The sequence below is a fragment of the Luteibacter sp. genome (assembly GCF_051958795.1).
Taxonomy (GTDB): domain Bacteria; phylum Pseudomonadota; class Gammaproteobacteria; order Xanthomonadales; family Rhodanobacteraceae; genus Luteibacter.
Map to the genome: position 1 here is coordinate 1 of NZ_JBQCFT010000063.1, position 11447 is coordinate 11447.

Sequence of the window (11447 nt, forward strand, 5' to 3'; positions counted from 1 at the left end):
TCCGAATTCAGTCACGTCCGCCAGGACCAGGATGGCGCCTCTGCCCGGTTCACTCTGGGCAGCGAGCAAAGCGGGTGCAGCGGTAGGCACGGCGTGCGCTACCTGCCTGTAAAAGCGTACTTCCATCTGGAGCAATCGGGGTAGGGCTGTAATCATCCTCGCTCGCCACGCGAGCGAGGGAAGCTTCACGAACCACCGTCGCGGCATAGCGTCCGGGCCGTCGTGTTCGACGGCGAGACGGATTCTCGTGGTCGTACCCACGTCAACGGAAACAACATTCACGGCGGATATCGTAACACCCGGGTGATTGCGGTCTGCGACCCGCTGTGCCCACTCGGCAGTCAGATCACATGGACGTCGTGCAAGAATATCGTTTTTCAACAGCATGACCGGTTAAATCGCTAAATTTCTCCGTTAAAGCCCGGCAGCCAAAAAGCGTGACTTGCAGCGAGGAGTATCAGCCCGGAATCTCTAAAAGGAACCAAAAAAAGGGAGCCCTCGGGCTCCCTTTTTCATTCACACACTTGCGTGACTTACTTGTCGGCAGCAGCCGCCGAGACGGTCAGGCCGCTGGCATCCACGCTCTTCACGCCTTTGATCTTCTTGGCGATCGCCTCAGCGTGGCTCTTCTCCTTCGCCGTGGCGACGGTGCCCGTCAGGGTCACGACGCCTTCGGTCGTGCTCACCGAGATATCGGTGGCCTTGACGCTCTTGTTGGCGGCGAATTCGCTCTTCACCTTGGTGGTGATCCACGTATCGTCGGCCTTGCCGGCGACCGTCTGGTTATCGCCCTTCGAAGCGGCGGCCGCGGAGTCCTGGGCATACGCCGAGGCAAACGGGACCGTGCCGAGACCGGCAACGAGAGCGGCAGCGAACAGGGCCTTGCGAATGTTGGCGTTCATCATGGGGAACTCCTTTCTACGGATCTGTGAGGGTTCGGCGACTGGCGCCACGCACTGTGGGCTGCCTTCGTCGCGGAGCCATATCACCAGCGCATCCGTGAACGATTCGTGCCGGAAATATCGCTCGGTTCAGCTTTGCCGAATACGTCTTCACATGCCTTTCTTCGCCGTTAAGGAGCGAAAAAAAGCCCGGCGCTGAGGCCGGGCTTTTTGGGGCGTGCTGTAGAGCGAGTGGCTTACTTGTATTCCACGGCGCCAGAGATCACGAGGCCCTTCTCATCCATGTGCGCCTCGCCGCTCACCTGCACGACGCGCGCGGCCTGGGCCTTCATCGCATCGAACTGCGCCTTCGAACGCTGCGCCGTCGCCGTATCCGCCGCCTGGTCCGCCGGGGCGCCATCCGCCGTCGCGGCTTCCGCCATGGCCGACGCATAGGCCTGGGCCTTGTCCGACATCACATCGACCCACGTGCGGTACATGTCACCGTTCAGATGCAGGCGGCCGAGGCGGCCCGCATCGCCGGTGCTGCCCATCAGCACGTCGTCGAGCTTGTTGTCCTCGCCGTCGCCCAGGCCGATCGCGATCGCCTGGCCATTCATTGCTGCCCAACCCGGCATGCCGAGCGACTGCGTCAGGTTCGCCGGCAGCGGTGCCGGCTTGCCGTCGGCGGCCAGCTTGAACTCGCCGCCCAGCACCGCCTGGCTCATCGCCAGCAGGCCGGCCGGGTTACGCGTGGCAAGCACCACGCGGCCGGTGATCTGCGGGATCGCCGCGCCCGGTGCACCCGGCTTGTACGAATCGATGACCAGGCGCACGCCACGGATGTCGCCGAACGGCGGGATCGCCGCCTGCTGCATCGTCGAACCCATCTTCGCGAAGCTGTCGTTGAGGTTAGCGAACGCCGGGCAAGCGAACGGCTTGGCGGCGACGGCTTCAGACTGCGTGGTGAAGAAGGTGCGCAGCTGCTCAACGGGCAGGGCGATGCTGGCATCGAACGGGCCGGTCCCGGTGCTGCCGAGGCCCGGCAGTTCCACCTTCAGGCCCGAGAACGCGCTGGTGATATCGCTGGCCATGGCCACGTCCACGCGCTGTTCGACGTGGTGCAGGTCGAGCTTGGTGTAGCCGAAGCTGAAGGACGGTACGCGTGCGGCGACGCGGGTGGCCTCTTCCTGGCAGCTGGCCGGGATCTGCGGCACCGGCTCGCCGGTCTTCTGCGACTGGTGCTTCAGGAACGTCGAGAACAGCGGGTCCTTGCCGGTTGCGACCAGCGGAAGCAGGCGGGTGAGATCCACCTGGCCGACGACGTAATCCTTGTAACCCTTGTCCTTGGCCAGGTCGGCGAGGCGGCCGTCATCCTGCAGGTTCTTTTCCGGGCGGTCAGCGCCCAGGGCCTGGCGGATCAGCGGCTGGCCGGCGTCGGCCGGGAGCAGGGCGGCCACGGCGTTCTTGCCGACGGTGGCGATGATGAGCTGGGTGCCGGAATCGCCCAGGGCGACGTGGCGGTAGGCCTGGCCACCGGCGTCCGCAGTGTCCAGCTTCTTGCCATAAGCGGTCTCCCGGCGGCCCACGAAGGCCTCCCTGGCGGCCGGATCGGCCTGGGCGGCGCGGGCGACCGGGCTGAGGCCCACGCCATATACCGCCGAGCCGGTCTTCAGGTCGATGCCGAGGTTCTTCAGCACGGTTTCGGCATTCTTGCCGTCGAGCTCGGCCACGAGGGCGCGCAGCAGGCGCGCCGCATCGGCATTGCCCTTGGCATCGAATTCCTGTGCGTACGACTTCAGCTGGGCCACCTGGCCCGGGGCCTCGTTGTTGAGCTGGGCCAGCACCGCCTCGTAGGTATCGTCGTCCAGCTTGTCGAGGCTGGCCACCACGTACGGTGTATCGGCCGGCACGAAGGCCAGCGGGGCATCCTTGTCCTTGTGGCCGCAGGCCGCCAGCAGCACGCTGGCGACGCCGAGCGCGAGAAGTCGCTTCGTCGGTCGCATTCTGTATCCCGTTGATTGATCCCTTGGAACCGCCATTATGCCGGAAGCCGCGTCGTAGCGCGGCCCGGCATGGGTCTTACCGGCCCATCACTTCACAAAGCACGGCCATGCGCACGAAGACGCCGTTGCCGACCTGCTCGAGGATCCGCGACTGGGCGCCGTCGGCGACCTCGGGAGCGATCTCGATGCCGCGGTTGATCGGGCCGGGGTGCATCACGAGGGCGCCCTTGGCGGCGCGCGCCAGGCGCTTGCTGTCGAGGCCGTAGCGCTCGAAATACGCGGCCTCGTCCGGCAGGTCCGTGGAGGCCATGCGCTCCTTCTGAAGGCGCAGCATGATCACGGCGTCGACCCCTTCGATCGCCTGGTCGAAGTCTTCGTGGAGCGTCACGCCCTTGAATTCACCTTCCGCCGGCAGCAGGCGCGAGGGACCGACGATGCGGATGTCCTTGGCGCCCAGTGCCGTCAGCACGTGTACGTCGGAGCGGGCGACGCGCGAGTGACGGACATCGCCGCAGATGGCGATCTTCAGCTTGCGGAAATCGGGGTGGTGGTTGCGGATGGTGAGGGCGTCGAGCAGGCCCTGCGTGGGGTGGGCGCGGTTGCCATCGCCGGCATTGACGATCGAGACGGCGCTCATCGCGTGCTTTACCAGTTCCTCGGGCGTGCCCGACACCTTGTGGCGCACGATGATCGCATCGAGGTGCATGGCTTCAAGCGTGTGCAGCGTATCGAACAGTTCCTCGCCCTTGCTGGTCGACGAAAGGCCGATGTCGAAGTTGATCACGTCGGCGCCCATGCGACGGGCAGCAAGCTCGAACGAGGTGCGCGTGCGCGTGGAGGGCTCGAAGAACAGGTTGAGCACGGTGCGGCCGGCGAGGATATCGAGCTTGCGCGTGCCGTGCGCCGACTGGTCGCGCAGGTGGATCGCCTTGTCGAGCAGGCGTTCGATGGTCTCGCGGGGCAGGTTCTCGAGGGTGGTCAGATGGCGCAGGCGGTTTGACATGACGTCCTCAAGGCTAACGGTGGAGATGGCGTGCGATTTTACGCTTGCAGCAGGTAGGACTCGAGGATGACGGCGGCAGCCTCGGCGTCGATGGACCTGGCATCCGAACGCTTGCGGGTGCCGGCGGCGCGCCCCGCGGCGAAGCGCCGGGCAGCCTCCTGCGAACTCATGCGCTCATCGGCGAACGCGACGGCGATACCGTAGCGCTCGGTGAGCTTCTGGGCGAACCGGCGCGCGGTGCGCGTCATCGGCTGCTCCTGGCCCTCGTTATCCAGCGGCAGGCCCACGACAAGCTCGGCGGGCAGCCACTCCCGGCGCAGCTGGTCGAGCGCCTGCCAGTCAGGCACCCCATCGCGCACGGGCCGGGCGGCAAGCGCGCGCGCCGTGCCGGTCAGGCGGTTGCCGACGGCGACGCCGACCACCTTGGTGCCGACATCGAAACCAAAAAGGCAGCTCATGGATCAGGCGTGCCCCGCGTAACCGGTCAGCTGCGTCGGATCGCGCACGCCCATGGTGCGGGTGGCGGCGAACCAGCGTTCCTCGATCGGTGTATCGAACACGATGCGCTCATCGGCGCGGGTGTTGAGCCACGCGTTTTCCATGACTTCCTGCTCGAGCTGGCCCGCTTCCCAGCCGGCGTAGCCCAGCGTGACCACTGCGCGCCGCGGGCCGTCGCCGCGGGCCATGGCCACGAGGATGTCGCGCGAGGTCGTCACCGACCACTCGTCGTTGATGCGGTAGCTGGAATCCCAGTGGCCGTGCTCACGGTGCAGCACGAAGCCGCGCTCCTGCTGGACCGGGCCACCGATGAGGACGGGATAGTCCGCGATCTCGGGGTCTTCGCACGGCAGTTTCATCTGCGCGAGCACATCGCCCAGGCGGTACTCGGAGATCTGGTTGATCAGCAGGCCCACCGCGCCGTCCTCGCCGTGCTGGCAGAGGAAGGCCACGCCACGCGCGAAGGGCGGCTCCGCGATGGATGGCATCGCGATCAGGAACTGGCCGGCAAACGTGTTGGCGATACTCATGGCTTCATTGTAGCCGCAGCGAACGTTAGCCGTGCGCAAACGTTCATACCCGCAAGCGTACCTTGTGCGCCGGTTCACATGGAGGCAACTCATGCCGAAGATGATGTTTGTTAAGGGTTTTGTATTCGCGGCGGCGGCAGGTGGCGCGCTCGCGGCGCACGCTTCGGCCCCCTCTGCCTGGAAGGACTATGACCAAAGGGTAACTCGCGCATGCGTGGCCGCCAGCGGATTGAAGGAGGCAAAGCCGGTGGGTGGCCTGATCCAGTACGACGACCGCGTGCCGGTCACCGCGCTGGTGCTGGCCGGGCGCTACCCGCAGAAGCACATGAAGAATGCGCCGGGCCGCGAGCTGTGCGTATGGGACCGCAAGGCGGAAAAGGCCTACGTGAGCGAGGCCGACCAGCTCCTGCCCAAGCCGTGATTTCGTCGTAGGAGCCCACCCTGTGGGCGACAGCCTTCGCGAAAGCACTGCAAATCTTGCGGCTCTTCAGCGAACGGCGTCGCCAACAGGGTGTGCTACTACGCAGGGTTCGCAGGAGGCTCAGTAATTTCGGAGAACGTTGCCCGGCAGGAACTGCCACGTCCGGGTGATGTACAACTCGTCGACCTTCTCCTTGCTGTCCTTCGGCAGCGCGGGGAAGGGGGCCGAAAGGCGCACGATGCGCTGGGCGGCGTCATCGAGCAGCTTGTGGCCTGAGCTCTTGATCACGTCGATGCTCTTGATCGAGCCATCGCGGTTAAGGCCCACCGTGAGCACCAGCTCGCCGTAGACACCCTGGCGGCGCGACTCGTCCGGGTAATTCAGGTTGCCCACCCGCTCCACGCGGTTCACCCAGCCCTTCATGTAGGCGGCGTAGACGTACTCGCGGGTATTCGACGAGATGAACTTCTTTTTCGGGCGCTTGGCGTAGGCCTCGGATTCGTCCCGCACTTCGGCCGCCAGCTTCGCCATCTCCAGCTTGCGCTGGATCTCCTTGTCCGACGGCGGCAGCGGGCGCTCCTTCTGCTCGGTCTGCTGCTGCGTGGTATCCACGTGGAAACCGGTCTGGCCCGCGGTGGTCAGCACCTGGTCCGGGGTGGCCTCGCGGGGCGAGGGCGCCTGGGCCTCCTCGACCTGGGGCGAAACGCCCTGGTTACGCGTGGGCAGCGGCCCGCTCACCGGTTCCGACGGGCGTGATGCCTTGTCACGGTCGCCGCCGCCCGAGTTGCTGGCCTGGGCGAGGAAGTCCGCCTTGTCCGGCTGCTCCTGGTTGGCGACGTCCACGAGCGTAACGTCCAGCGTCGGAACGCTGGGGGCGGGTTTTTCGGCCTGGAACGTGACGCCGAGGATGACGACACCGTGCAGCAGCAGCGAAAACAGCAAGGTCGCGCCGATCAGGTCGGCGCCGGTGGTGCGGGTCGTCATCGGGCCTCGATCGCGTCGAACATCAGCCCCGCGATATTAAGGCCGAACTGGGCATCCAGCTCGCGGATGCACGTCGGAGATGTGACGTTGATCTCGGTCAGGTAGTCGCCGATCACGTCCAGGCCGACGAAGCGCAGGCCCCGGCGGACCAGTTCGGGCCCGACCTGGGCCGCGATCCAGCGATCCCGCTCGGAAAGCGGGACGCCCACGCCGCGGCCGCCCGCCGCCAGGTTGCCGCGGAACTCGTCCCCCTGGGGGATGCGGGCCAGGGCATAGGGCACCGGCTCGCCATCGACCAGCAGGATGCGCTTGTCGCCCGAGGTGATCTCCGGGATGTACTTCTGGGCGATGGTGAAGTGGTGGCCGCCGTCGAGCAGCGTCTCCAGCATCGAGTTGAGGTTGCTGTCGCCGGCTTTCACCCGGAAGATCCCGCGCCCGCCCATGCCGTCCAGCGGCTTGAGCACCGCCTCGCCGTGCTCGGCCACGAAGGCCTTGAGCTGGTTGCGATCGCGCGAGACGAGGGTAGGGGAGATGCACTGCGGGAACTGCAGGGCGAAGAGCTTTTCGTTGCAGTCGCGCAGGCTGCGCGGGTCGTTCACGACCTTCACGCCCGCCCGCTGGGCGGCTTCGAGCACCATGGTGTCGTAGATGAACTGCTCGTCCACCGGCGGATCCTTGCGGGCCAGCACGATGTCCACCTCGGCCAGCGGGCGCCAGGCGGCGTCGCCCAGGGTGAACCAGCCCGACGGGTCGTCCTTCACGGCCAGCGGGCGCAGGCGTGCCCAGGGCTCCCCGTTACGGAGCTCGAGGTCGCCTTCTTCCATGTAGAGGAGGCCGGGGCCACGGCGCTGGGCCTCCAGCAGCATCGCGAAGGTCGAATCCTTGGCGATCTTGATGGCGCGGATCGGGTCCATCAGGACGGCGACGGAAAGCGGCATGGGGAGGGGCCCTGGGCGGTCTGGAAAGGTGTCAAGTTTAGTGGAGCGGTGCCGATGATTTCACAAGGCATTGTCCCTTTAGGAACAATTCATCTTGACGGAATCCCGGCCACCCATTAAACAGCGTGGCACGGGCCGCCGAAGAGCGGTGACCGGCACCGGGGGTGCCGGGCTTTACGACCTGGCGCACGGATACCCGGCGACATTAGGGCTATCCTCCTGCCGGGACTTGCAGTTTTTTCGTGTGACGGGGGCGCAGTGAACGACAACGGACGCGGTACGGACCTGGCCGGCCTGCGGGTCATGGTCATCGATGACTCGAAAACCATCCGCCGTACGGCAGAAACCCTGTTGAAAAAAGAAGGCTGCGACGTGCTTACCGCCGTCGATGGCTTCGAGGCGCTGGCCAAGATCTCGGACCAGAAGCCCAACATCATTTTCGTCGACATCATGATGCCGCGCCTGGATGGCTACCAGACCTGCGCGCTCATCAAGAACAACGCCCAGTTCCGCGGTACGCCGGTGATCATGCTGTCCTCGAAGGATGGCCTGTTCGACAAGGCGCGCGGCCGCATCGTGGGCGCCGAACAGTACCTCACCAAGCCGTTCACCCGCGACGAGCTGCTCGGCGCGATCCATCGCTATGCGACGGCCGGCTGACCTACCCAATTCGTAAGCGTCCAGGGGGACGTGTGGCAAATATCCTCATCATTGACGACTCGCCCACCGACGTCCGCGTGTTCACCACGCTGCTCGAGAAGGCGGGTTTTTCCGTTTCCAGCGTCGACAACGCCGAGGCTGGCATCGACCGCATCCGCGCGAGCAAGCCGGACCTGGTGATCATGGACGTGATCATGCCGGGCATGAACGGCTTCCAGGCCACGCGCACGCTGAGCCGCGACCCGGCCACCGCGGACGTGCCGGTCGTGATGATCACCACCAAATCGATGGAAACCGACCGCGTGTGGGGGCTGCGCCAGGGCGCCAAGGCCTTCATCACCAAGCCGGTGAACGAGAAGGAACTGCTCTCGACCATCGACGACCTCCTGCCGAAGCAGAACTAAGAAGGGCACGCCATGAGCGAGAACGCCGCACTGACGCCCTTCGAACTGCTCGCCCACTACGAGCGCGCGTGCCTTGCGCACTCGGCCGGTACGCCCGAACGGGTGGAGAACCTGGGCCTGTGGCGTGGCATCGGCTTCCGCGTCGGCCGCCGTGCCTTCGTGAGTGGCATCGATGAGATCAACGAACTGCTCGCCGTGCCCGCCCTCACCAACGTGCCGGGCACCCAGCCCTGGCTGATGGGCGTGGCGAACGTGCGTGGCAACCTGGTGCCGGCGATCGATCTCGGCCGGTTCCTGTTCGACGAACGTACACCGTCCTCCGAGCGCATGCGTTTGCTGCTGGTACGCCAGCACGGCGGCACCGTGGGCCTGCTGGTCGATGAAGTCTTCGGCCAGCGCACCATGGACGACGACCAGCGTGGCACCGGCGAGGACGAACAGGACCCGCGCCTGGCGCGCTTCGTGACGGAGAACATCCAGCTCGGCGAGCAATCGTTCGGGTTGTTCAGCATGAACCGACTGGTTCGTGCGCCGGATTTCCGGCAGGCGGCGCTGTAAGGCGCCCAGTAAGGGGGACGGGACGGCCGGATGGCCCGCCCGCACAGGATAAGCGTTGCCGGGTAGCCGGCAACGCGACGGGAACGAGGGGGTGGTCCTGTTGCAGGGCCACTCGTCTGCCGGGGGCTGCCAGAAGCCTCGGTCACCAGGTTTTGTTTGGGTGAGGTGGATATGAGCACGACAACAGGGGGCGCAGGCCGTGAAGGTGGCTACACGATGGTTATCGTGTTCCTGCTGCTATCCATTGGCCTTGCATCGGTTGACTTCTGGCTGTTGAACAGCAAGAACGGCGAAGACCGCGAAGCGATCGCCTTGACCACGCAGGTGCAGGTGCTGTCGCAGCAGACCGCGAAGTACGCGCTCGAGGCCTCGGACGGCAACCGCGATTCGTTCAACGAACTCGCCGTCACGCGCAACACCATCGATTCGGCGGTGCAGCGCCTGGTGGCCGGCGACGAGAAGACCGGCATGCCGGCCTACCAGCAGCAGGCGGGTGGCACGGGCCGCGCCATCGGCGCGCTGGCCAACGCCTGGCACCAGCTCGACGCGGACATCGGCAAGATCCTCTCCAACAAGCAGCTCGTGCTTGCCTCGGGTGAGCGCGCGGACCTGTTCTCGAAGCAGATGCCGCTCCTCAACGCCCGTACGGACGAAGTGCTCAACATCGTCCAGCAGAAGAACGCCTCGGTGGAGCAGACCTTCACCATCGCGCGCTGGATGCTCATGGCTGACCGCATGATCCGCCGCGTGCAGGAGATCCTGCAGGGTGGTGACGGTGCGCAGTCGGCGGCCGACGGCCTGTCCCGCGACGCCCAGCTCTACGGCTCCGTGCTGAAGGGCCTGCTCGAAGGCAACCCGGATGGTGGCGTCCGCGCCATTTCCGACGCCAACGCGCACAAGATCCTGGCCGACATGCAGACCTCCTGGGGCGACCTGGTCGACCCGGTGAGCCAGCTGGTCACTGCTTCGCCCAACCTGCAGGACGTGAAGCGCGCCGGTAACCAGGCCTCGCTCGATTCGCAGACCGTGCTGCTGCGCGCGAACGAGTCCGCCGACCAGATCGCCAAGCTGCCGCTGACCCGCCTGTTCCCGAACGTGTGGGCCGGCTTGCTCGGCGCGATCGCCACGGTGGCCTTCGCCCTGGTCCTCGTCTTCAGCCTGGTCCGCGACCAGCGCCGCCGCCTCGAGACCACCAGCGAACTGAACCAGCGTAACCAGACCGCCATTATGCGGTTGCTGGACGAGATGGGCACGCTCGCCGAAGGCGACCTGACCATCAAGGCCACGGTGACCGAGGACATCACGGGCGCCATCGCGGACGCCATGAACTCCGCCGTGGACGAGATGCGCAATCTCGTAACCACCATTAACGAGACGGCGGTGCGCGTATCGGCCGCTGCGCAGGAAACCCAGGCGACCGCCATGCACCTGGCCGACGCGGCCGAGCAGCAGGCGCAGCAGATCACCTCCGCGACCTCCGCGATCAACCAGATCGCGACCTCGATGGATACGGTGTCGAAGGATTCCGCGGAGTCGGCCGACGTCGCGCAGCGCTCGGTGCAGATCGCATCGCGCGGTGCCGAAGTGGTGCGCGAGACGATCCAGGGCATGGACTCGATCCGCGACCAGTTCCTGGAAACCTCGAAGCGCATCAAGCGCCTCGGTGAGTCGTCGCAGGAAATCGGTTCGATCGTGGAACTGATCAACGACATTGCCGAGCAGACGAACATCCTCGCGTTGAACGCCGCGATCCAGGCGGCTTCGGCCGGTGAGGCGGGCCGCGGCTTCGCGGTCGTCGCGGACGAAGTGCAGCGCCTCGCGGAACGCTCCGCGAGCGCGACCAAGCGAATCGAAACCCTGGTGCAGACGATTCAGAGCGATACCAACGAAGCGGTGAGCTCCATGGAGCAGACCACCGCGGAAGTGGTGGCGGGTGCCCGCCTCGCCGAGGATGCCGGTACGGCACTGGGCGATATCGAACGCGTGTCGAACGACCTCTCGGCGCTGATTCAGAACATCTCCGCGGCAGCCCGCCAGCAGTCGGCGGCGGCAACGGATACGTCCGCAACGATGAACGTCATCCAGGAGATCACTTCGCAGACGTCGCTGGGTGCCAGCCAGACGGCCGAATCGATCGGTAACCTGGCCCAGCTCGCGAACGACCTGCGCCTGTCCGTCGCGAACTTCAAGCTGCCGGGCTAATGCAGTGAGACTTCAAGACCATACCGATTTCACCACGCTGCACTGGGTCAAGGCGGAGCTCGACGACGCCTTGTCCAAGGCACGCCAGGCGCTCGAGTCGTACGTCGAGGATTCCCGCGACACCTACGTCATGCACACCTGCGCCGCGGACCTGCACCAGGTCCACGGCACGCTGCGCATGGTCGAGCTGTATGGCGCGGCCATGGTCGTGGGCGAAATGGAACAACTGGTCGCGGCGCTGATCAGCGACCGCGTGGCCAACCGCGATGAAGCCTATGCCGCCCTGATGCGCGGCATGATGCAGATGCCCGATTACCTCGAGCGCCTGCAGAGCGGTCACCGCGACGTGCCGATCGTGCTGC

The 11447-nt window shown here is 65.8% G+C and carries 13 protein-coding genes; 6 read left to right on the forward strand and 7 right to left on the reverse strand.

Annotated elements, in window-relative coordinates:
• Positions 1–533: 533 nt before the first annotated feature.
• The 5 genes from ACTHLF_RS03550 to ACTHLF_RS03570 form a co-directional block, all read right to left on the reverse strand.
• Positions 534–905, reverse strand: a complete 372-nt coding sequence (locus ACTHLF_RS03550) for a BON domain-containing protein (protein ID WP_440324923.1) — start codon at positions 903–905, stop codon at positions 534–536.
• A 233-nt stretch (positions 906–1138) separates the two neighbouring features.
• Positions 1139–2887, reverse strand: coding sequence for a hypothetical protein (locus ACTHLF_RS03555; protein ID WP_440324925.1), 1749 nt, complete (start codon positions 2885–2887; stop codon positions 1139–1141).
• A 76-nt stretch (positions 2888–2963) separates the two neighbouring features.
• Positions 2964–3890: an aspartate carbamoyltransferase catalytic subunit gene (locus tag ACTHLF_RS03560; protein WP_440324927.1), complete on the reverse strand. Its 927-nt coding sequence runs from the start codon at positions 3888–3890 to the stop codon at positions 2964–2966.
• A 38-nt stretch (positions 3891–3928) separates the two neighbouring features.
• On the reverse strand, positions 3929–4348 hold the full coding sequence (gene ruvX, locus ACTHLF_RS03565) for a Holliday junction resolvase RuvX (protein ID WP_440324928.1): 420 nt from the start codon (positions 4346–4348) through the stop codon (positions 3929–3931).
• A gap of 3 nt (positions 4349–4351) precedes the next feature.
• Positions 4352–4918, reverse strand: a complete 567-nt coding sequence (locus ACTHLF_RS03570) for a YqgE/AlgH family protein (RefSeq protein WP_440324930.1) — start codon at positions 4916–4918, stop codon at positions 4352–4354.
• Between the two features lie 214 nt (positions 4919–5132).
• Between ACTHLF_RS03570 and ACTHLF_RS03575 the strand changes: the two genes are divergently transcribed.
• Complete coding sequence (locus ACTHLF_RS03575) at positions 5133–5339, forward strand: hypothetical protein (RefSeq protein WP_440324932.1); 207 nt, start codon at positions 5133–5135, stop codon at positions 5337–5339.
• A gap of 120 nt (positions 5340–5459) precedes the next feature.
• Here ACTHLF_RS03575 and ACTHLF_RS03580 read toward each other — a convergent pair whose 3' ends face one another.
• Both ACTHLF_RS03580 and gshB read right to left on the reverse strand, forming a co-directional pair.
• Positions 5460–6323: an energy transducer TonB gene (locus ACTHLF_RS03580; RefSeq protein WP_440324934.1), complete on the reverse strand. Its 864-nt coding sequence runs from the start codon at positions 6321–6323 to the stop codon at positions 5460–5462.
• Positions 6320–7261: a glutathione synthase gene (gene gshB, locus ACTHLF_RS03585; RefSeq protein WP_440324936.1), complete on the reverse strand. Its 942-nt coding sequence runs from the start codon at positions 7259–7261 to the stop codon at positions 6320–6322. The genes ACTHLF_RS03580 and gshB overlap by 4 nt, the downstream gene beginning before the upstream one ends.
• 303 nt (positions 7262–7564) lie before the next feature.
• Between gshB and pilG the strand changes: the two genes are divergently transcribed.
• The 5 genes from pilG to ACTHLF_RS03610 all read left to right on the forward strand — a co-directional run.
• The gene (gene pilG, locus ACTHLF_RS03590; protein WP_045831092.1) at positions 7565–7921 is read left to right on the forward strand and encodes a twitching motility response regulator PilG; all 357 of its coding nucleotides are present in this window, start codon (positions 7565–7567) and stop codon (positions 7919–7921) included.
• Between the two features lie 32 nt (positions 7922–7953).
• Positions 7954–8325: a response regulator gene (locus ACTHLF_RS03595; protein ID WP_247328299.1), complete on the forward strand. Its 372-nt coding sequence runs from the start codon at positions 7954–7956 to the stop codon at positions 8323–8325.
• 12 nt (positions 8326–8337) lie between these two features.
• Positions 8338–8883, forward strand: a complete 546-nt coding sequence (locus ACTHLF_RS03600) for a chemotaxis protein CheW (RefSeq protein ID WP_440324938.1) — start codon at positions 8338–8340, stop codon at positions 8881–8883.
• A 171-nt stretch (positions 8884–9054) separates the two neighbouring features.
• Positions 9055–11085, forward strand: a complete 2031-nt coding sequence (locus tag ACTHLF_RS03605) for a methyl-accepting chemotaxis protein (protein WP_440324940.1) — start codon at positions 9055–9057, stop codon at positions 11083–11085.
• A gap of 4 nt (positions 11086–11089) precedes the next feature.
• On the forward strand, positions 11090–11447 hold a 358-nt coding region (locus ACTHLF_RS03610), incomplete at its 3' end, for an Hpt domain-containing protein (RefSeq protein WP_440324942.1).

Excerpts from the sequence above, each read along its gene's own strand:
- ACTHLF_RS03550 (WP_440324923.1), bottom strand. The coding sequence starts at position 905 with ATGATGAACGCCAACATTCGCAAGGCCCTGTTCGCTGCCGCTCTCGTT.
- ACTHLF_RS03555 (WP_440324925.1), bottom strand. The coding sequence starts at position 2,887 with ATGCGACCGACGAAGCGACTTCTCGCGCTCGGCGTCGCCAGCGTGCTG.
- ACTHLF_RS03560 (WP_440324927.1), bottom strand. The coding sequence starts at position 3,890 with ATGTCAAACCGCCTGCGCCATCTGACCACCCTCGAGAACCTGCCCCGC.
- ruvX (WP_440324928.1), bottom strand. The coding sequence starts at position 4,348 with ATGAGCTGCCTTTTTGGTTTCGATGTCGGCACCAAGGTGGTCGGCGTC.
- ACTHLF_RS03570 (WP_440324930.1), bottom strand. The coding sequence starts at position 4,918 with ATGAGTATCGCCAACACGTTTGCCGGCCAGTTCCTGATCGCGATGCCA.
- ACTHLF_RS03580 (WP_440324934.1), bottom strand. The coding sequence starts at position 6,323 with ATGACGACCCGCACCACCGGCGCCGACCTGATCGGCGCGACCTTGCTG.
- gshB (WP_440324936.1), bottom strand. The coding sequence starts at position 7,261 with ATGCCGCTTTCCGTCGCCGTCCTGATGGACCCGATCCGCGCCATCAAG.
- pilG (WP_045831092.1), top strand. The coding sequence starts at position 7,565 with ATGGTCATCGATGACTCGAAAACCATCCGCCGTACGGCAGAAACCCTG.
- ACTHLF_RS03600 (WP_440324938.1), top strand. The coding sequence starts at position 8,338 with ATGAGCGAGAACGCCGCACTGACGCCCTTCGAACTGCTCGCCCACTAC.
- ACTHLF_RS03605 (WP_440324940.1), top strand. The coding sequence starts at position 9,055 with ATGAGCACGACAACAGGGGGCGCAGGCCGTGAAGGTGGCTACACGATG.